Below are 19,495 nucleotides of genomic sequence, written 5' to 3' on the forward strand. Positions count from 1 at the left end.
ATGTCGATACGATTCAACTTCGGCGGTGACGAACATATTTTCGGTGAAGTGTCCGAAGAGATGTCGCTGGCTTCGTTCTTCACCGGCCTGTCGATGATCAATGCTGTGCGTGAGGCGAAGATTAGGGGTGTTACCGAGACGTGCCCGGCCAATGCCAGCTTTCAAATCCGCTTCAACCCGGACATTATTTCCCCGCATGATCTGCTGAAAGAGCTGACCTCGATGGAGGATGCGGCATCGAAATCCGATGCCGCTTTGAAGACGCGGATCATCGAACTGCCGGTCTATTTCCAAGATCCTTGGACCCACGAAACCGGCATGCGCTTTCGTGAGCGCCATCAGGACCCAAGCTCGACCGATCTTGAATACTCGGCGCGCATCAACGGATACGGTACGGTCGAGGAGTTCATCGCAGCCTATTCCGGCCAGCCATGGTTCGTCTCGATGGTCGGATTCGTTGCCGGTCTGCCGTGGCTCTATCAGATGGTCGAGCGCAAAAAGCAGATCGAAGCGCCGAAATACCTGCGCCCTCGCACGGATACGCCAAAATTGACGGTGGGGCATGGCGGTTGCTTTGCCGCGATCTATTCCGTGCGCGGTGCCGGTGGCTACCAGATGTACGGCGTCACACCCGCTCCGATCTATGATCCCACCCGCAAGGTGCGGTACCTCACGGACGAGATGTGCCTGTTCAAACCCGGTGATATCGTCAAGTTTAAGTCGATCACTCGCGACGAATACGACGCGACGCTTGAAGAGATCGAGGCTAACCGCTGGCAGCCGACGGTGCGTGACTGCACCTTCAGCCTGACCAGTTTCAACAGCGACATTTACGGCACCAATGCCCAACTGATGGAGCTTCTCAATGGCCGTTAAAGTCATCACACCCGGCCTTGCTACATCAGTTCAGGATCTCGGTCGCCCCGGCTATTATCATTCCGGTATTCCCGAAGGCGGCGGCATGGACCGCTTTTCCACCCGCATCGCCAATCTTCTGGTGGGCAACGAACCCGGTGCCGCTGTGCTGGAAGTCACCTTCATGGGGCCTGAACTGGAGTTCACCAAGCCTTTGACCGTTGCCGTGACGGGTGGCGAGCTTCCGCCTAAGGTCAATGGCGTGGAGCAGCCGACATGGGAAAGCTTTGCCGTGAAGGCAGGTGATCGTCTGTCGTTCGGATATCTCAAGGCAGGAGCACGCGCCTATATCGCCATATCGGGCGGTATCGACGTTCCGGTCGTTCTGGGGTCTCGCTCCACATATGTGCTTGGTGCCCTGGGTGGTTTTGAGGGGCGCGTGCTGAAGGCGGGTGACGAACTTCCGGTTGGCGAAGGTTCCGGCAAAGCAGGGCTTTCCCTTCCGTCGCATCTGCGCGGTTTGGGTGCCATGCCAGCCGAACTCCGTATGCTGCCCGGCATTTACTGGCACCGTATAACCGACGCCGCGGGCAAGCGATTTTTCGAGGATACCTGGAAAGTCGCGCCGGAAGCGGACCGTATCGGCTATCGCTTCAAGGGTGGCACGCCACTGGAATTCATCCCTCGCGAGCAGCCATTCGGTGCCGGTTCGGACCCCTCCAACATCGTCGATGCCTGTTATCCCTACGGGTCGGTGCAGGTGCCGAGCGGTACGGAACCGATCGTGCTTCATCGCGATGCGGTGTCGGGTGGCGGTTACATGATGCTGGGCGTTGTCATTTCTGCGGATATGGACCGTATCGCGCAAATGCAGCCGCACACACCGGCGCAATTCGTACCCGTAACGCTTGAGGAGGCGCTTACGGCACGTGCCGATAGAACAGCGGCCCTTGCAAAAGCAGAGGAATTCCTGATCGCTTGATGCGGTCGGATCTCTCCGGACGAGGAACCGGAGATTGTAGGGGAGAGGTTGGTCAATCGAAATTGGCCCTCCGCAGCGCCAGATTACTATATCAGGCGCGCGCAACGACAAGACGAAGCCGGTAAACGGCGTGAATTTGTTATCCGAGCGATCCGAAGAGATTGCCGGAAGAATAAGGGGAACATCGCTGGTATCTTAAGGTCGTGACACGGCCCGATCCAGCATGCCCTCTCCTGAAAACATAAGGAACAGGGGAATGGGTCAACTTAGCGCGGAAAACGTGTCCGTCGCCTTCGCAGGGCTAAAGGCGCTGTCGTCGGTGACGCTGGATATAACGCCCGGACACATCAGTGGTCTGATTGGTCCCAATGGTGCTGGCAAGACGACACTGGTCAATGTGCTGACGGGTTTTCAGGCTCCGACCGAAGGGGCCATCAATCTCGACGGAGCATCGATCAGCGGGCTCAAGCCGCATATGGTGCGCCGTCGTGGCATTGCCAGAACCTTTCAGGGCGGCCGTCTTTTCCGGGATTTGGCCGTTATCGACAATCTCGAAGTGACCGGTGTAGGCCTCGGAATGAGCAGGCGAGCCGCCGTTGCCGAAGCGCAGGCCATGCTGGACTGGATGGGCATCGGCGCTCTCGGCTCCCGCATTGCCGGAACGCTGCCCTACACCGACGAGCGCAGGGTTGCCATCGGGCGTGCTCTCATCGGTCGCCCCTCCTATATTCTTCTCGATGAGCCCGCTGCCGGAATGAGCAGCCATGAGGCGTCCGACCTATCGTCGCTGGTCCGGCGCATTGCACGTGAACTTGGCTGCGGCGTTCTCATCATCGAGCATAATGTCGGCCTCGTGCTGGGGCTGTGCGACCATATCGTTGTCCTCGATTCCGGTGCGGTCATCGAAGAGGGCACACCCGCCGCCATCCGCGGTAGCGAGAAGGTGCGGCATGCCTATATGGGCACCGCAGCCGACACGGATTTGCCCGTCGTGGAGGCCCTGCAATGAGTATTCTCAACGTATCGAACGTCGAAATCCGCTATGGCAGACTGACTGCCGTGCGGGGTGTTTCCTTTTCAATCGATGAGGGCGAAATTCTCTTCATAACCGGTCCGAACGGTGCTGGAAAATCATCGTTGATGCGGGCGATTGCGGGCGTTACCCCGGCCTCTGCCGGGCGCATAGATTTCCATGGTAACGATATCACCGGCAAAGCCCCGGAGGACATTGCACGCCTTGGTTTTTCCATGGTGCCGGAGGGGCGGGAGGTTTTTGGCTCCCTGACCATCGAGGAAAATCTTCTGGTCGGCACGGGAATGCACGCCAGAGATCGCGGTTGGCGTGCGCGCGCCGCGACCGAACTGGAGGCAGTTTACGCGACCTTTCCCATGCTGAAAGACCGCCGAAACGGGCAGGCCGGCCTTCTGTCCGGCGGTCAGCAACAAATGCTTGTCATTGGTCGTGCACTGATGACAAACCCGCGCCTCATCGCCATCGATGAGCCGTCACTCGGACTTGCGCCCAACATCACCGATCAGGTTTACGAGCGGCTGATCGCACTGCGGGCCGAGCGTCGATTGACCCTGCTTGTCGTGGAGCAGAGCTCTGCCCGCGCCGTCATGGTCGGCGGACGTATGATCCTCATGCGCGGCGGCGAGATCGTGCTGGACGGCGATGCGCGCGCACTCGGCAACAGCGAGGCCATTCAGGCCGCTTATTTCGGTTACGAGGATCAATGAGATGTTACAAATCGTCTTCGACTCGCTGTCTCTCGGTTCGCTCTATGCGCTCGGCGCACTCGGCATCGCGCTGATCTTCGGCGTCATGCGGCTGGTGAACTTTGCGCATGGCGATGTCATCGCCTTTTGTATCTTCGCGCTGTTATGGCCCTCGACCGATGCCATGGCTATCGTCTTTGCCGGTCAACTGCCTTGGTACCTGCTGGTGCCGCTGGTGTTGATAACGGGCGCAGGGCTTTCGGTTCTGTGTGAGATCGTTGTGTTTCGCCGCTTCAGGCGTGCCAGCCCGGCCACGATGATGATTGCCTCTTTCGCGCTCGGTTTCGTCATCCGCTACTTCCTGCTGATGTTGTTCACCAGCCGGCCAAAATCCATATCGCTGTTGCCGATGCTGTCACAGCCGGTGGAAATTTTCGGGGCACGGCTACCGCTTTTGCAATTGATCACCATCATCGCGACGGTGCTTATCCTCATCGGCCTCTCGCTCTTCCTGCGGCGGACCCGGTTCGGGCTGGAAATGCGTGCGGCGGCAGAAAACTTTTCCATGGCCCGCATGCTGGGTGTTCGCGCCAACCGCGTCATCATGGGTGCCTTTGCCCTTTCAGGCGCGCTGGCCGGTGCCATCTCTCTGATCTTCGGCAGCCAGACAGGCACCGCCGATATCCAGATGGGTGCATCCATCATGCTGATGGCCTTCATCGCGACTGTGATCGGCGGTCTCGGCAGTCTGGCTGGGGCGGTGCTTGCAGGCTTTCTGCTGGGTGCTGCCTCCGTCATCATGCAGGTCGTGCTGCCGGTGGATGCGCGCCCGTTTCGTGATGCCTTCGTTTATGGGGCGGTCATTCTCGTCCTGTTGTTCCGCCCGCAAGGCCTGATCGCCGCGCGCGGCACCAAGGAAAGGGTCTGACGCCATGACGATCGCAACCACACAAGACCTTCCCGCAGCATTGGCAGCTCCGAAAAAACCAGCGCCGTTCACACTGGCGCGCCGTACCATCATGACGCCCATCCTGTTGTCATTGCTGCTTCTGGCCATCGCGGCGCTGACGGTGATGACCGGTTCCAAGCCGTTCAACCAAGCCGTCATCGATGTCTTCGTCCGCGTCACGCTGGTCGTCGGTCTCTATATCTTCATTGGAAACTCGGGCGTTCTGAGCTTCGGCCATATCGGCTTTACCTGCCTTGGTGCCTATGCGGCGGCGTGGTTGACCATCAATCCGATCATGAAGAAAAGCGCGCTTCCCGGCCTGCCGCAATGGTTGCTGGACACGCGGCTGCCCTATTGGGAGGCGGCGATATTGGCAGCACTCTTTGCCGGCGTGGTGGCGCTTGTCTTCGGCAAGGTCTTGATGCGGCTTTCCGGCATCGCTGCATCAATTGCGACATTTGCCGTGCTGGCTATGATCAACACCGTGTATTCCAATTGGGAAGATGTCACCGGCGCAACGTCTTCTGTGGTCGGAATCCCCATTGTCAGAACCATATGGCCCTATGTGGGCGCAGCCGTCATCGCCGTTTTCATCGCATGGGCGCACGCCATCTCCCGGTCCGGTCTGGCACTGCGCGCCGCGCGTGATGAGCCGACGGCTGCTGCCGCATCGGGGGTGGACATCCCCAAGGAGCGTCTCGTCGCCTTCACCATATCAGGTGCGGTCATGGGGCTGGGTGGCGCCCTGATGGCACATTCCATCGGTGTCGTCACGCCTGATACCTTCTATCTCGGCCTCACCTTCATCACGCTTTCCATGCTCGTCGTCGGTGGCATGAGCAGTCTGTCAGGTGCTGTGATCGGTGTGGTTCTTCTCTCTGCCCTCATTCAGGCGCTTCGCATGCTTGAGGCCGGTGTCCCCGTTGGTGCCACGACCTTTGCCCTCCCCAAGGGGCTTCAGGAGATAGCCCTTGGTGTCATCATGATCGTGATCCTCGCGCTTCGTCCTGCCGGATTGATCGGCAACCGCGAGATCACCTTGTTTCGTCGCAGTCAAAACAAATAGCCGACGGAGAGGAAACCGTACGGCAATAAAGGAGAACGGAATGGCTTACATGACGAGAATACTGTCTGCGGTTCTGGCAACCGCCATGACCACCTTACCGGCTTGGGCAGACGACGACAAAATCGTCGTCGGCTTTGCCACCGGTGCTTCCGGTTTCATGGAAGCTTACGACAAACCGGCGCAGGATGCGGCGATGATCCGCATCGATGAGATCAACGCCGCTGGCGGCCTGCTCGGCAAGAAGATCGAGGTCGTCAGTGCCGATACGAAGTCCGACCGTGCGGAAGGTGCCAAAGCCGGTCTGTCGGTCATCGATCAGGGCGCAGACCTCGTCGTCGTATCGTGCGACTACGACTTCGGAGCTCCAGCAGCGCTGGCGGCTGAAGACGCGGGACTGGTCTCGTTCTTCCTCTGCGCAGAATCCGTGAAAGCGGGCATTCAGGGCGTCGGCCCACACAGTTTCTCTGCCTCCGTGCTGGCTGCCGTGCAGGGTGCCACGATGGCTGAATGGGCTTTCAACGAGAAAAAGGCCAAGACCTACTACCGCCTGCTCGATACCTGGACCGAATATAACAAAGGTATCTGCGATGGCTTCGACTGGATGATGCCGAAGCTAGAGGCAAAGGGCGCGAAGCTCGTCGGCAAGGACACCTTCAAGAATGAGGACGCGTCCATCGCTGCGCAGATTAGCCGCATCAAGGCGTTGCCGCAGGAGCCGGATGCAATCATGCTGTGCACGATGATGCCCGGTGCCGTATCAGCCATCAAGCAAATCCGCGCTGCCGGTATCAACTCGATGATCCTCAATGGTTCCGGCGTGGACGGAAGCTACTGGCTGTCGGCCGTGCCGGACCTATCCAACTTCTTTACGCCTGTTCAGGGCTCGATCTATGGCGACGATCCGAACCCGGCCGTTCAGACCTTCAATGCCGCCTATAAGAGGAAGACAGGGTCTGACCCATCCAGCCAATATGTCTATCCTGGCTACTCGATGATCGACGTCTGGGCGAAGGCCGTTGAGCGGGCGAAAACCACGGAAGCCAGTGCAGTCGTCGCAGAGCTTGAAAAAATGAAAGACGAGCCAACGCTGTTTGGACCGCGTACTTTCACGGCGGAACTGCATCACCAAAATCAGGCTCGCTACCTCATCGTGGAGACAAAAAACGGGAAACCGGGTGTCGTCGGCAACTGGACGATATCTGAACCCGTTCCTCTCAGCGCTCTCGTGAAGTAAAGCGACCTTTAGCATCGTGCGCCATGCATCCAATAAGGATGCGTGGCGTTTGCGTTTCTAGACGCAATGCATGGGCTGCTGCTTCACGGGGCTGTACAAATGAAATTCGGGCAATTTGCCATCGATGACGCCAAGGGTCTTTTGCTTGCCCATTCTCTCCGGCTGGCCGGGGTCGAATTGTCGAAGGGGCATGTGCTTGACGTGTCGGATTTGGCGCGCTTGAAAATCGCTGGATTAGAAGTCGTAACGGGTGCTCGTCTTGAGAACGATGACATCAGTGAAAATGACGCGGCCTCCATGCTGTCGGTGGCAGCACGCGCAGACAGCTTGAGGTTTTCCGAAGCGACGACAGGTCGGGTTAACGTCTACTCGACTGTCAAAGGCGTTTTTGTTGCACACAAGGCTGTCATTGACCGTTTCAACAGCATCGATCCTGCCATCACCGTTGCCTGTCTAGCAGACCACTCGAGAGTGAATGCTGGAGACTTGGTCGCGACGTTTAAGATCATCCCGCTTGCCGTCCCGGCGTCAACGATCCAGAAAGCCTGTATCTTGATAGAGGATCAGGCCGCATTTTGTCTGCGACCATTCCAACGCTTCTCCGTCAGTCTTGTTGCCACCGAGTTGCCGCGACTAAAACCTTCTGTCATGGACAAGACAGCCCGGATTCTAGCCAGACGTCTTGCCGTTTGTGGCAATTCCCTACAGCGGGAGAGGCGCACGACGCATGAAACGGAGGCGCTTTCCCAAGCGCTTCGAGAGTTTTCAGCCCTGCCCGAGATTGCCCCCAAATTGATCGTCGTTTTTGGTGCGTCTGCGGTAATCGATGAAAGCGATGTGATTCCGCAGGCCATCCGGCAGGCTGGCGGGACGGTTTTGCGTGTTGGAATGCCAGTCGATCCGGGAAATCTTTTGGTTTTGGGCCTCATCGGTGAAACCTATGTCATAGGAGCGCCGGGATGCGCGCGCAGCCCGATGGAAAACGGGTTCGACTGGATCCTGGAGCGCGTTTTGGCGGGTGAAAAGCCTGATGGGAGCGTGATAGCAGGCATGGGGGTCGGCGGCCTGTTGAAAGAAATTCGCTCACGGCCCATGCCGCGAGATACCGTATCGGAAAGGCAAGACCAGATGTCTGTCGCAATAGTTCTTCTCGCAGCCGGAATGTCAAGCCGCATGGGTAGCAGCGGTCTTCACAAGTTGCTGGCCGAATTCGATGGTATTCCACTTCTGCGTCGGACTGCCACCGTCGCGATTGGTAGCAAGGCGTCGTCGGTTGCACTGGTTCTAGGCCACAGAGCAGACGACCTGCAAAATGTCCTGTCAGGCCTGAAGTTGTCAACGATCATCAACCCGGATTACGCATCGGGCATGGCGAGTTCCCTCGCGACGGGGTTCGCCACGCAAGAGGCGCGCAATGCGGATGGCATCATGGTTATGCTGGCGGATATGCCGGACCTCTCCAGCGCGCATCTCGATCAACTGATCGATGCTTTCGACGCATCGGGGGCCACCGCAATCGTGCGGGCAGTTTTTGACGGCAAACCCGGTAATCCCGTTATCCTGCCGCGCTCCTTGCAGGACGCCGTCCTGCGTCTGGAAGGTGATGTCGGTGCCCGGCATCTGATCGAGACTTCAGGCCTGCCGATCATCAACGTCGAGATCGGTCCCGCGGCGCAAGTCGATGTCGACACACCGCAAGCTGTAGAAGCCGCAGGGGGTGTTTTCGTCGAGAGCTTACGCCTCCCGCCCGGATAGGCTTGACTTGCCAGAGCGCAATGTACTGATGATTTCTGCGAGGATAGCGACAGCGATTTCAGCGGGGTTCGCCGCACCGATATCAAGCCCGATAGGTGCGTTGATGCGGGCAAGCTCCGCCTCGGTTAATCCCCGTTCTTTCAACCGGCCCAGCCTCGCCTGGTGGGTTTTGCGACTCCCAAGAGCGCCGACGTAAAAGCACCCGGTTCGGACTGCTTCGGCGAGCGGACCATCATCAATCTTCGGATCGTGTGTAACGGCAACAAGCGCCGTATGTTGATCGAGCGGACGGTTCTTCAAGACGTCTTCCGGCCAATCGGCTATCAAATCCATCTGTGCGAAGCGTTCTGTGGTGGCGAACGCGGTCCGCGGGTCGATTATGCTGACATCAAAACCGGTCAGCTGAGCCATCTGTGCGAGTGCTTGTGTGATATGGACTGCACCGATGATGACGATCCGCGTTGCGGGGACATAGACATTGACAAAATAGGACGTGCCTTCGGCGGTGACGCTAGCAGATTTTCCAGATTGTAGCGCAGCTTTGATGGTCTGGCCGAGAGTGCCATCCACAGTCTCGATATCGGTGACAACGCGGCTTATTCCGGTATCAAGATTGGTAATCGTTGCTGCCGCGATACGGTCCAGACGGTAACGGTTCAGCGTTTCAAGGCTGGTCAGATCCATCAGTGCACTTTCTCGACGTAGACGCGAATGCGTCCACCGCAGGACAAGCCCACTGCCCATGCGGTCTCATCGGCGACGCCAAATTCAAGCATTTCCGACTTCCCGCTGCCGATGACATCGATCGCTGCAGCGATTACCGAGCCTTCAACGCAGCCGCCCGAAACCGAGCCTTCGAAATTGCCCTCTGCATCGATGACGAGGTGACTGCCGGGAGGCCTGGGTGCTGAGCCCCAAGTCTCGATGACCGTCGCTATGGCGACGTCACGGCCGCTTTTTTTCCAACGTTCGGCGACATCGAGCGGATCTGCATGCCCATGGTCGTCTTCAGTCCTCATCACAGTCTCCAGATATTCGGTGTCTGCGCATACCGACGCGGTCGCCGGAAACGCTGCAGCAAACACTGAGACTTTACGCTTATCATCATGTTGCACAAGCGCGAGCATGTCTTCATTGGCTGGAAATCTCTGCAACTCCGACTGTGCGTCGCGTCGTAAGATTTGAACAAACACGCTTGTCACGACGACATATGCCTGTGCAACCATAAGGCTGTTAAAAAATCAGGGGAACTTTTTGAGTTGAACTGACTTACCAAGTTGTCGCGTTGAATGCGGCAGAGGGTGTCGCCGGAAGCGCGGTGGCGCGTATTCCGGGGAGCCAAATGGAACATTCTTCTCAAGTCAGACTCAATGTAAACGGTAAGGGCCACGTGCTCGACCTGGATAACAGAACGACGTTGCTTGACGCTCTGCGTGAACATCTTCATCTCAATGGAACGAAAAAAGGCTGCGACCATGGTCAATGTGGTGCCTGCACGGTCATGGTCGATGGCAAAAGGATAAACTCCTGTCTGTCGCTTGCCGTGATGCACGAGGGCGACGACGTCACGACAATCGAGGGGCTAGGGGAGCCCGGCAACCTTCACCCTATGCAGGCTGCCTTCATCAAACACGACGGCTTTCAGTGTGGCTATTGTACGCCTGGGCAAATCTGTTCCTCCGTGGCGGTGCTGGAGGAGATAAAAGCGAATATCCCAAGCCACGTCACAGACGATCTTAACAACCCGGTTCAGTTGACACCCATCGAAGTCCGAGAGCGCATGAGCGGCAACATCTGTCGATGCGGCGCTTACGCCAACATCATTGATGCCATTTCGGACGTGGGGGGGATCAGAGCATGAAGGCCTTTACCTACGAGCGCGCAACCTCAATCGAAACAGCGGTGCAGTCTGCCGCTTCCAATTCCGATGCAAGATTTATCGCTGGCGGCACAAATCTTCTTGATCTGATGAAACTCGAGATCGAAACGCCAACCCATCTGATCGATGTCAATGGTCTGGGGCTTGATGGCATTGAAGCGACGCCGGAAGGCGGCCTGCGCATTGGCGCAATGGTGCGCAATACAGAGTTGGCTTCCCACGCTGTTGTCCGCCGTGATTATGGGCTTGTATCCCGCGCCCTTGTCGCCGGTGCTTCCGGCCAGCTGCGAAACAAGGCGACAACCGCAGGCAACCTGCTGCAGCGGACCCGCTGTCCGTATTTCTATGATCCCAACCAGCCTTGTAACAAGCGCAAGCCAGGTAGCGGCTGCTCCGCCATCGCTGGTTTTAGTCGGCAGCACGCGGTGGTCGGTGTCAGCGATGCCTGTATCGCGACCCATCCGAGTGACATGGCAATCGCCATGCGGGCGTTGGATGCGACGGTGGAAACTGTCAAGGCCGACGGTACCAAACGCGCCATCCCCATCGAAGAGCTTCATCGCCTGCCCGGTGACACGCCGCATATCGAAACAACGCTTGAAGCCGGAGAGTTCATTACTTCGGTGGTTTTGCCCGCACCCGTTGGTGGAAAGCAGATTTACCGAAAGGTCAGAGACAGGGCATCCTACGCGTTTGCTTTGATTTCCATTGGCGCGGTTCTTCACGAAGATGGAACGGGCCGGATTGCTGTCGGGGGGGTCGCCCCTAAGCCTTGGCGCGTTAAAGCAGCGGAGGCGGAACTGACCAACGGTGCCCGTCAAACGGCGCGCGCAATCCTTGCGGATGCGCATCCAACTGAACAGAACCGCTTCAAAGTCGATCTCGTCGAACGCACGCTCGGCGCTGTCCTGTCCGAAGCAAGGGGTTGAGTCATGAAGTTCGATACACCAGCAACCACCAATCCCATTGATCGCCTCAAGGTCGTTGGCAAGCCCATCCACCGCATCGACGGCCAGCTCAAGACGACAGGGCGGGCGACCTACGCCTATGAATGGCATGACCCCGACCTGCATTATGCCTACGGCTATCCCGTCGGCTCGGCCATCGCGAAAGGTCGTATCAAGGCGATGGATGTCAATGCTGCCAAAGCAGCGCCCGGCGTTCTGGCCGTTGTCACCACGCTAGACGTTGGCAAGCTTGAGAAGGGTGAGTTCAATACGGCAAATTTGTTCGGCGGCGATGAGATCCAGCATTACCATCAGGCTATTGCAGTTGTCGTCGCTGAAACCTTCGAGCAGGCGCGAGCCGCTGCATCTCTGGTCAAGGTCGATTATGCCGAAGAAAAAGGGGCCTTTGATCTCCGTGCCGAGAAAGATTCAGCAAAAAAGCCGGGCGAAAAACAAAAGCCGGATACTGCGGTCGGTGACTTTGATGTCGCATTTCGGGCGGCACCGATAACGCTGGACCAATCCTACACAACGCCGGATCAATCTCATGCGATGATGGAACCGCACGCGTCGATCGCCTCATGGGACGAGGACAAATTATTTATTTGGTCTTCCAGCCAAATGATCGATTGGTGGCGTACGGATCTCGCCACGACGCTTAGTATCGACAAGGATAAAATTCAGCTGAGGTCACCTTATATCGGAGGTGGTTTCGGCGGAAAGCTGTTCTTGCGCGCCGATGCCGTTCTCGCCGCACTGGGTGCAAAGGAAGCGCGATGCGCCGTGAAAGTGGCGTTGCCGCGCCCTTTCATCATCAACAATGGAACGCACAGACCGGCCACTATCCAACGTATCCGCATCGGTACGGATATGGAGGGCAAGATCACCGCTATCGGACACGAGAGCTGGTCGGGCGATCAACCCGAGGGCCAGCTTGAAGTCGCGGTGAACCAGACCCGCCTGCTGTATGCAGGCAAGAACAGAATGACAGCCATGCGGCTGGCCGAGTTGAACCTTCCAGAAGGCAACGCCATGCGCGCGCCCGGCGAAGCACCAGGTTTGATGGCACTCGAGATTGCGGTTGACGAGATTGCGGAAAAGGTGGGCGTCGATCCCATCGAGTTCCGTATCATCAATGACACGCAGGTCGATCCGGAAAAACCCGAGCGCCCTTTCTCTCATCGAGACCTCATCGGCTGCCTCACCCTCGGCAAGGACCGCTTTGGCTGGAGTAACCGCCCTGATGTTGCCACCCGCCGGGATGGGAAATGGCTTGTCGGCATGGGTGTCGCTGCGGCCTTTCGCGACAATCTCGTTGTCCCCTCAGGTGCGCGTGTGACGCTCGATAACGGCGGAAAAATCACCGTCGAGACCGATATGACCGATATCGGCACGGGAAGCTATACGATCATTGCGCAGACCGCCGCGGAAATGATGGGGCTCTCCGTCGACCAGATCGATGTGAAGCTGGGCGATTCCGCCTTTCCTGTGTCGGCCGGTTCGGGCGGACAGTTTGGTGCAAACTCTTCGACATCTGGGGTTTACGCTGCCTGTGTGAAACTCCGCGAGGAGATCGCCAAAAAGCTGGGCTTCAACTCGGAGGACGCAGTGTTCGAGGGCGGCGCAGTCATATCCGGCAATCGCACCGTACCACTTGCGGAAGCTGCTGGATCGGACGGTTTGGTGGGTGAAGACAAGATGGAGTGGGGCGATCTGACGGAAACATACCAGCAATCCACTTTCGGCGCACATTTCGTCGAAGTTGGAGTCGACATCGCGACCGGTGAAATTCGCATTCGTCGCATGCTCGCGGTCTGTGCCGCAGGACGTATCCTCAACCCGATCACCGCACGGAGCCAAGTTATCGGTGCCATGACCATGGGCGTAGGCGGTGCACTGTCCGAAGAACTCGTGGTCGATACGAAACGTGGTTTTTTCGTCAACCATGATCTGGCTGGCTACGAAGTTCCCGTTCACGCAGACATCCCCGTACAGGAGGTCATTTTTCTTGATGAAACCGACCCGATGTCGTCGCCTATGAAGGCAAAGGGTGTGGGAGAACTTGGCCTCTGTGGCGTATCTGCTGCAATAGCAAATGCAGTCTACAACGCCACCGGCATTCGCGTCAGAGACTATCCCGTCACGCTTGACAAACTTCTGAGCGGATTGCCCGAGATGGCGTAGTCGGCGATAGCTTGCAACGAACTTAAAAAACCGTGTGAAAGCCGCCCTTCACACGGTTTTTTACCAATTGTGCTGCGGGCTAGATCGGCCAGACCATGAGTAGGACGGGAACGCTGACGATCAATACGATGAACGACAGGGGCAGGCCCAGACGTGCATAATCTCCGAAGCGGTATCCGCCAGGTCCCATGACGAGCGTGTTACACTGGTGTCCGATCGGCGTCAGGAAGTCGCAACCTGCCCCAATGGCCACGGCCATCAAAAATGCGTCCGGTTGAAAGCCGAGCTTCCCAGCAAAGGTCGCTGCGATGGGGGCCATGACGAGCACCGTTGCCGCATTGTTGAGGAACGGCGTCACTGCCATGGCAGCCACCATGATCAGCGCCAGCGCCCCGTAAGGCGGCAACATTTCAGCCGTGCGCGATAGCAAGTTGGCGATGATGTCGGTTGTGCCGGTCGTTCGCAGTGAATCGCTGATCGGGATCAGTGCTGCCAGCATAATCAGAATAGGTGCGTCGAGATGGTGGTAAACTTCGCGCAATGGCGAGGCGCCGGTGACAACCATCAGAAAGGCCGCTGCGAAGAACGCTGCAGCGACCGGCACGCCACCAAATGCCGTCGCTGCTATCGTAACTGCGAGAATAGCGACCGGAAGCAAAGCGTTGCGCGTGCTGCCAAGCTTGAGATTTCGCTCGACGAGGGGAAGGCATCCCCATTCCCTCAAGAGATCGGGAAGGGTTTGAAGGTCGCCTTGCAGCACGAGGATGTCACCGTTGCGGATCTTTATTTCTCCCAACCGTTCGCTGAAGCGCTTGTCCCGACGGCTGACGGCGAGCAGGTTGAGGCCGGTGCTATCGAACAGCGCCACATCCTTGGCACTAAGCCCCACCAGACGCGAATGTTCGCCAACGATCGCCTCGACTGCGCTGATGTCTCTGGAGCTTGAGGGCTCATACTTGCGATCGGATAGTTGCAGCTTGGCTTCGCTGACGAGTTTGTCGAGGGCGCCTTGCTCGCCTTCGATGATCAAAAGGTCACCATCCTTCAAAATGGTATCGGGTAGGGGTGTTCGCTTCTTTCCAGCCGGGCTGACGATGGCCGTGACCATCGCGTCACCGCCACCTGGTTTTTGGAGCCAGCTGATGGATTGGCCAATGGCGGTCGATGTAGACGTGATCTTGGCTTCGGTCGTGTAGTTCTTGATCTTGACAGCCTCATCCATCGAGGCTTTGTCACGGCTTCGCTCCGGTAGCAACGTGTAGAAAAAGCCAAGGAAAATGACTCCTGCGACCACGAGCGCCAATCCGACCGGCGTGTAGTCGAACATGGTGAAAGGCTGGCCCGTAATTTCTTCCCGCACCCGGGAGACGATGATGTTGGGAGAGGTTCCGATCTGCGTCATCAGTCCGCCGAGCAGCGATGCAAATGACATCGGCATCAGGAACATGGATGGTGACACGCTCGACTTTCGTGCCATCTGGATGGCCACGGGAATCATGATCGCCAATGCGCCGATGTTCTTGATGAAGGCCGAAAGCACCGCAACGATCACCACCAGTATGACCAATTGAGCACGAGGGCCTCGCCTTTCGGGTGAAAGACGTCGTAACGCGACATCCATGATGCCGGATCTGGATATGGCAGCACTGACAATCAGCGCGGCGCCGACGATAATGACGATGTCGTCTGAAAACCCCGAGAACGCTTCTTTCGCTGGAACGATACCGACGCATATGGCCGCGAGCAACGCTCCGACCGCAACTACATCGTATCTATATTTTCCCCAGAGAAAAGCGCCCATCATCAGCGCGATGATGAGAAGAGATAGCCATTGATTGGTGAGCATGTGAACATCCTGATGGCAATATCATAACGCATAACGGGGCAAACGGTGCCGTTTGGGAAATGTTTTTTGAGTTATTTTGGAGAGCAGTATATCGGGGGATATTCTCTGCCTAGTATCTAAATTTCACGTGCCTGAATAATAATCAAGTCATTGAATTTTAAATATTATTATCAGCGTGTAAACGATAGTGTTTTCCTCGATAAGGTGGCATGCGGTAGGAGGGTACCCCTTACCGATAGGACTTAGGGAAAAGGTTCGTAGCCGGGTTACCATTTTCGTAACTATGAAAAGAACTCCTGCGGAACGATTTATATGTAGTTCAATTATTGTGATGTAAAACAATGGCAATACGGAATTTCGCAAGAAGCTTAGGCATGATGCCTTAAAACTGTCGGGTCGACCCCAGCCGCAATTTGGCAAGAGCTCCCCGGCATCGCTGCATCAAGAATGAAAAGACCCCTCAGTTAAGTGACGCGGACGTGCAGGCCTGCACGATCGCTTTGCTATGGACACGAAGAATGCACGACGAAATTGCCAGACTTGCCAGCCTCAAGAACTTGCGCCTCCTCGATACGCTTCCAAGCGAGAACTTCGATCGGATAACGCGGCTTGCCGCGAATATTTTCGGGCTTCCGATCGCTGCGGTTTCCCTGACCGACATGCATCGCCAATGGTTCAAGTCAAAAGTTGGTGTCGAACACAATGAAATTCCACGTCACAAGGCGCCATGTTCTGAGGTCGCCGAAAGCAGAAAACCTTTTGTGATCAATGATTTTCAACAGGACGACTGTTATTTAGACAGCACCCTTGGCAATGCCGGCATTCGTTTTTACGCCGGAGCGCCGCTTCTGACTGCCGAGGGTTTTGGCCTCGGCGCATTGTGTGTTCTGGGAACGGAACCACGCGAAGTAAGACCCGACGAGATGGCGACATTGGTCGATCTTGCAGCAATGGTCATGGATCAGGTGGAACTGACCCACGCCTTGGGGCGCATAGAGCCATCCAGCGGACTTCCAAACCGCTTTCAGTTGCTCAACGACCTGTCGGATATGGCAGCGCGTGCAGATATGAAAGACCGGATCATCTGTCTGCTGGACTTGGCGCAGAGCGAACAGTTCGAGCATCTTTCGCGCGTTCTCGGCCCATCCTATTTCGATACGTCCATTCAGGTTGCCGCCAACGTCTTGAGAGAGCATGTCGGGCCGGATGACGTTCCCTACCATGTCGGCCCCACACAATTTGCATTCTTTGCGGAGGAAGGCGTGTGCGTTGATGATTATATGGTCCTGCTGGAACAGAAGCTGCAAGAACTACAAGGCAACAGCGCCTTTCAGATGGCGATGACCCCATCGATCGGCATCGTTGCCTTCCATCCACAGGATACGTCTCCGGAAGATGTTCTGCGCTCGATGCAAAGCGCTGCGCAGGATGCGCGCGAAAGTGTCAGCAAAATTGGGTTGTTCTCGCCCGCAATGGATTTGCGCCACCGCCGCAATTATAGAATCCTCCAGGATTTCCGGGCAGCGTTGACGTCCGATGACCAGTTGTCCCTCGTTTTCCAGCCGCGTATGGACGTGGAGACAGGTGAGGTCCTGAGCGCTGAAGCGCTGCTGCGCTGGGATCATCCCGTTCTTGGGCCGATATCGCCGGTAGAATTCATCCCAGTCATCGAGGTTTCGTCCTGCGCGCGCAGCCTGACAGACTGGGTGTTGGACGAGGCTTTGTCGAATCTGTCCCAATGGCGCGCCCGTGGCTTGCGCTTCAAGTTATCCATCAATCTCTCGGCACTGAACCTCGAGGAGCAGGATTTCTTCGAAAGACTGATGATGAAGCTTGCAAAATACCATGTGGATCCGGACCAGATCGAACTGGAATTGACTGAAACTGTCATGATGAAGGAAACCGAAGGTGCCTTCGGACTGCTCGATCAATTGAAGGCGGCCGGTGTGCAACTCGCCATCGATGACTTCGGTACCGGCTACAGCAGTATTGCCTACCTACAGAAACTGCCTGCGGATATCGTCAAGATCGATCGTTCGTTTGTGTCGGATATGATCAATGGCAATCGCGAGCGCGTGTTGGTTCGCTCGATGATCGATCTATCCCACAGTCTCGGCTACCGGGTCGTTGCCGAGGGTGTCGAAACGGTTGAGACCGCTGATTTGCTTCAGGCAATGGGTTGCGACGAAATCCAGGGTTACTGGTTGTCACGTCCCGTCAGAAGCGCCGCACTGGTGGAATGGTTGATGGAGCGCCAACAGCCGGAAGTCCTCCTGGCGGGTTGATGCTCTTCTTCAATCCTCTTTTCGAGAGAGTATCGCTCCTTTGAGATCCCTAAAAGGTCAGTGACATGAAAGATTTTTTCGCACGCATGGCGAATGGCACGACCAGATTCGATGAGGACCTGATCGTTATCCTAGACACCTTGCCGATTCCAATTTCCTGGGCATCCATTCCCGACGGCCACATACGGTTCGTGAACAAGGCTTTCACCCGGACGTTCGGATATCAAAACGGGTGCTTCATGACGGTCGATAATTGGATCGATGAAACCTACCGCGATGACGCCGAGCAGAAACAGGCGCGCATTCGCTGGGAAACCCTTTGGAAGAGCAAGGCGGCGGGAATAACCGAAATACAGGAGTTTGAAATCAACGTCCGGCATGCCAATGGCTCCACCGTATCGGCTTTGCACAGAGGTATCGTTCTACACGAGTTCGATCTGGCTATTGCAGTGTTTGAAGACATCTCCGCGCAGAAGCTCACGGAAAACGTGCTGAAACGCATTGCCAATGAAGATCCTTTGACAGGGCTTGGAAACCGGCGTGTTTTGAAAGAGAAATGGCTCGAGCTCATCGCGAACAAAGACGCATCACGGCGGCAGCCGAAGACGGCGCTTCTGATGGTTGATCTCGACAATTTCAAGCCCATCAACGACTACTATGGTCACGAAGCCGGAGACGATATTCTTAAAATGGTGGCAAAACGGCTCCGCCAGTCTGTTCGTCACAATGACACGATCGTGCGAATGGGTGGGGACGAATTCGTCATTCTCCTTCCAGGACTGAGAGATCAGGTCGTGGCCGAGCGTGTGTGCCAAAGGATCGCGACGGCTTTTCAAAAGCCCTTTTGCGTGCGGGGAGAAAACGTGGAGGTCGGCGCCACAATCGGTGCCAGCCTCTACCCGGATCATGCCGACAATTTGGACGAACTCCTACATGCCGCCGATCAGGCGCTTTATCGCATGAAACGAAGCCAGAAAAACAGCTGGGACTGGTTTGATCCATCCGTCAGACAAACTGTTGCCGAGCAGCACGCTGCCGTCGCTTGATCTTGCTAGCAGACGCCCTTGGTGAAGATGAAGCAGCCATAGGGTCCAGGATCGGACGTTCGTACGATGCTAAATGAACGCTTCGCTGCTTCGTAGAATGCAAAGCGTTCCAGCGCCTCAATCCGGATCGAACGTTCCTCTGCGGTATTGACGACGGTCTGCATCGCTGAGAAGATGGGGACCTGTCCGTCCGGGTCGCCGACGACTTGCATACGCTTGACCGGTGCCTCAACGAATGTATCCAACGGGAAGAGCTTGAGGATTGCCTCGGCAGTTCGTTCGAGACCGCAGCCAGACACGTTAATGAGGTGACCATGGGTGGTGTGTTTTGCGATGGTCTGGGCTGGGTGATTGATGTCGCACAGGACCAACTGGTCACCATGACCCATCAACATGAGTGCATATAGAAGTTCAGCATTGATAACCGGATCTATTCCCTTGAGCACGACCATTCCCTCCCTTAATATCCAAATGTGCACTTCACAAATTAGACCATATTTGTAATGTCGGCAACGGACGGCTGTGAAGACTGTGAGCCAATTTTCGAAATTCCACCAAATTCACTATCAGAGTCGACAGTAAATATGATATTTTAGGGCTAGGCTGTTGTGAATCGATAAATATTTCGCGTTATCCAAATCGCCCAATTTACAATCAATAAAATCTGTGTGAAGTTTGCGCAACGGATGACATCCTCCCAAGGATAGCTCCGGCGGGTGCGGCGCTTCGCTGTACCCGCCGGCTGACA

General features: G+C 56.5%; 17 protein-coding genes. 13 read left to right on the top strand and 4 right to left on the bottom strand.

The annotated features are described in order from the left end of the window. The 8 genes from RMR21_RS21330 to RMR21_RS21365 all read left to right on the top strand — a co-directional run bounded on the left by RMR21_RS21330 (position 1) and on the right by RMR21_RS21365 (position 8,560). Positions 1 to 876: a 5-oxoprolinase subunit B family protein gene (locus RMR21_RS21330; protein WP_498671407.1), complete on the top strand. Its 876-nt coding sequence runs from the start codon at positions 1 to 3 to the stop codon at positions 874 to 876. Next, positions 866 to 1,837: a 5-oxoprolinase subunit C family protein gene (locus RMR21_RS21335; protein ID WP_498671408.1), complete on the top strand. Its 972-nt coding sequence runs from the start codon at positions 866 to 868 to the stop codon at positions 1,835 to 1,837. Before RMR21_RS21330 ends, RMR21_RS21335 begins: the two co-directional genes overlap by 11 nt. Before the next feature lie 256 nt (positions 1,838 to 2,093). Further along, entirely contained in the window at positions 2,094 to 2,846 is a 753-nt protein-coding gene (locus tag RMR21_RS21340) for an ABC transporter ATP-binding protein (RefSeq protein ID WP_498671409.1), read from the top strand. After that, positions 2,843 to 3,577, top strand: coding sequence for an ABC transporter ATP-binding protein (locus tag RMR21_RS21345; RefSeq protein ID WP_498671410.1), 735 nt, complete (start codon positions 2,843 to 2,845; stop codon positions 3,575 to 3,577). Before RMR21_RS21340 ends, RMR21_RS21345 begins: the two co-directional genes overlap by 4 nt. A gap of 1 nt (position 3,578) precedes the next feature. After that, entirely contained in the window at positions 3,579 to 4,484 is a 906-nt protein-coding gene (locus RMR21_RS21350) for a branched-chain amino acid ABC transporter permease (RefSeq protein ID WP_498671411.1), read from the top strand. A 4-nt stretch (positions 4,485 to 4,488) separates the two neighbouring features. Beyond that, on the top strand, positions 4,489 to 5,571 hold the full coding sequence (locus RMR21_RS21355; RefSeq protein WP_498671412.1) for a branched-chain amino acid ABC transporter permease: 1,083 nt from the start codon (positions 4,489 to 4,491) through the stop codon (positions 5,569 to 5,571). A 40-nt stretch (positions 5,572 to 5,611) separates the two neighbouring features. After that, the gene (locus RMR21_RS21360; RefSeq protein ID WP_498671413.1) at positions 5,612 to 6,805 is read left to right on the top strand and encodes an ABC transporter substrate-binding protein; all 1,194 of its coding nucleotides are present in this window, start codon (positions 5,612 to 5,614) and stop codon (positions 6,803 to 6,805) included. Positions 6,806 to 6,904: 99 nt separating this feature from the next. Then, complete coding sequence (locus RMR21_RS21365; RefSeq protein ID WP_498671414.1) at positions 6,905 to 8,560, top strand: NTP transferase domain-containing protein; 1,656 nt, start codon at positions 6,905 to 6,907, stop codon at positions 8,558 to 8,560. Here the strand turns inward: RMR21_RS21365 and RMR21_RS21370 are convergent. Next, positions 8,540 to 9,244 carry an XdhC family protein gene (locus RMR21_RS21370; protein WP_498671415.1) on the bottom strand — a complete coding sequence of 235 codons (705 nt, stop codon included), beginning with the start codon at positions 9,242 to 9,244 and terminating at the stop codon, positions 8,540 to 8,542. The two genes, RMR21_RS21365 and RMR21_RS21370, sit on opposite strands and share 21 nt — an antisense overlap. Then, on the bottom strand, positions 9,244 to 9,579 hold the full coding sequence (locus RMR21_RS21375; RefSeq protein ID WP_498671416.1) for an XdhC family protein: 336 nt from the start codon (positions 9,577 to 9,579) through the stop codon (positions 9,244 to 9,246). Before RMR21_RS21375 ends, RMR21_RS21370 begins: the two co-directional genes overlap by 1 nt. A 245-nt stretch (positions 9,580 to 9,824) precedes the next feature. Here RMR21_RS21375 and paoA point away from each other — a divergent pair, with 245 nt between their 5' ends. Genes paoA through paoC form a run of 3 tightly spaced genes read left to right on the top strand, consistent with a single transcriptional unit; the run spans position 9,825 to position 13,570 of the window. Continuing rightward, positions 9,825 to 10,421, top strand: a complete 597-nt coding sequence (paoA, locus tag RMR21_RS21380) for an aldehyde dehydrogenase iron-sulfur subunit PaoA (RefSeq protein WP_498671866.1) — start codon at positions 9,825 to 9,827, stop codon at positions 10,419 to 10,421. Next, entirely contained in the window at positions 10,418 to 11,368 is a 951-nt protein-coding gene (locus tag RMR21_RS21385; protein ID WP_498671417.1) for an FAD binding domain-containing protein, read from the top strand. The genes paoA and RMR21_RS21385 overlap by 4 nt, the downstream gene beginning before the upstream one ends. A 3-nt stretch (positions 11,369 to 11,371) precedes the next feature. After that, positions 11,372 to 13,570, top strand: a complete 2,199-nt coding sequence (gene paoC / locus RMR21_RS21390; protein ID WP_498671418.1) for an aldehyde oxidoreductase molybdenum-binding subunit PaoC — start codon at positions 11,372 to 11,374, stop codon at positions 13,568 to 13,570. 79 nt (positions 13,571 to 13,649) lie between these two features. Here paoC and RMR21_RS21395 read toward each other — a convergent pair whose 3' ends face one another. Further along, positions 13,650 to 15,416 carry an SLC13 family permease gene (locus RMR21_RS21395; RefSeq protein ID WP_498671419.1) on the bottom strand — a complete coding sequence of 589 codons (1,767 nt, stop codon included), beginning with the start codon at positions 15,414 to 15,416 and terminating at the stop codon, positions 13,650 to 13,652. Between the two features lie 518 nt (positions 15,417 to 15,934). On the opposite strand from RMR21_RS21395, the gene RMR21_RS21400 reads away from it, so the two are divergent. Both RMR21_RS21400 and RMR21_RS21405 read left to right on the top strand, forming a co-directional pair. Beyond that, a complete protein-coding gene (locus RMR21_RS21400) occupies positions 15,935 to 17,701 on the top strand; it encodes a sensor domain-containing phosphodiesterase (protein WP_498671420.1) in 1,767 nt (588 codons plus the stop codon). 65 nt (positions 17,702 to 17,766) lie between these two features. After that, positions 17,767 to 18,747, top strand: a complete 981-nt coding sequence (locus RMR21_RS21405; RefSeq protein ID WP_498671421.1) for a diguanylate cyclase domain-containing protein — start codon at positions 17,767 to 17,769, stop codon at positions 18,745 to 18,747. Between the two features lie 5 nt (positions 18,748 to 18,752). Here RMR21_RS21405 and RMR21_RS21410 read toward each other — a convergent pair whose 3' ends face one another. Beyond that, positions 18,753 to 19,193, bottom strand: coding sequence for an RbsD/FucU family protein (locus RMR21_RS21410; RefSeq protein ID WP_498671422.1), 441 nt, complete (start codon positions 19,191 to 19,193; stop codon positions 18,753 to 18,755). Positions 19,194 to 19,495: the final 302 nt, after the last annotated feature.

Source organism: Agrobacterium sp. rho-8.1, assembly GCF_033957725.1.
Lineage (GTDB): Bacteria > Pseudomonadota > Alphaproteobacteria > Rhizobiales > Rhizobiaceae > Agrobacterium.

What these genes read in the sequence shown, in the direction of transcription:
- RMR21_RS21330 (WP_498671407.1), top strand. Translation starts at nt 1, where the DNA reads ATGTCGATACGATTCAACTTCGGCGGTGACGAACATATTTTCGGTGAA.
- RMR21_RS21335 (WP_498671408.1), top strand. Translation starts at nt 866, where the DNA reads ATGGCCGTTAAAGTCATCACACCCGGCCTTGCTACATCAGTTCAGGAT.
- RMR21_RS21340 (WP_498671409.1), top strand. Translation starts at nt 2,094, where the DNA reads ATGGGTCAACTTAGCGCGGAAAACGTGTCCGTCGCCTTCGCAGGGCTA.
- RMR21_RS21345 (WP_498671410.1), top strand. Translation starts at nt 2,843, where the DNA reads ATGAGTATTCTCAACGTATCGAACGTCGAAATCCGCTATGGCAGACTG.
- RMR21_RS21350 (WP_498671411.1), top strand. Translation starts at nt 3,579, where the DNA reads ATGTTACAAATCGTCTTCGACTCGCTGTCTCTCGGTTCGCTCTATGCG.
- RMR21_RS21355 (WP_498671412.1), top strand. Translation starts at nt 4,489, where the DNA reads ATGACGATCGCAACCACACAAGACCTTCCCGCAGCATTGGCAGCTCCG.
- RMR21_RS21360 (WP_498671413.1), top strand. Translation starts at nt 5,612, where the DNA reads ATGGCTTACATGACGAGAATACTGTCTGCGGTTCTGGCAACCGCCATG.
- RMR21_RS21365 (WP_498671414.1), top strand. Translation starts at nt 6,905, where the DNA reads ATGAAATTCGGGCAATTTGCCATCGATGACGCCAAGGGTCTTTTGCTT.
- RMR21_RS21370 (WP_498671415.1), bottom strand. Translation starts at nt 9,244, where the DNA reads ATGGATCTGACCAGCCTTGAAACGCTGAACCGTTACCGTCTGGACCGT.
- RMR21_RS21375 (WP_498671416.1), bottom strand. Translation starts at nt 9,579, where the DNA reads ATGAGGACTGAAGACGACCATGGGCATGCAGATCCGCTCGATGTCGCC.
- RMR21_RS21385 (WP_498671417.1), top strand. Translation starts at nt 10,418, where the DNA reads ATGAAGGCCTTTACCTACGAGCGCGCAACCTCAATCGAAACAGCGGTG.
- paoC (WP_498671418.1), top strand. Translation starts at nt 11,372, where the DNA reads ATGAAGTTCGATACACCAGCAACCACCAATCCCATTGATCGCCTCAAG.
- RMR21_RS21395 (WP_498671419.1), bottom strand. Translation starts at nt 15,416, where the DNA reads ATGCTCACCAATCAATGGCTATCTCTTCTCATCATCGCGCTGATGATG.
- RMR21_RS21400 (WP_498671420.1), top strand. Translation starts at nt 15,935, where the DNA reads ATGCACGACGAAATTGCCAGACTTGCCAGCCTCAAGAACTTGCGCCTC.
- RMR21_RS21405 (WP_498671421.1), top strand. Translation starts at nt 17,767, where the DNA reads ATGAAAGATTTTTTCGCACGCATGGCGAATGGCACGACCAGATTCGAT.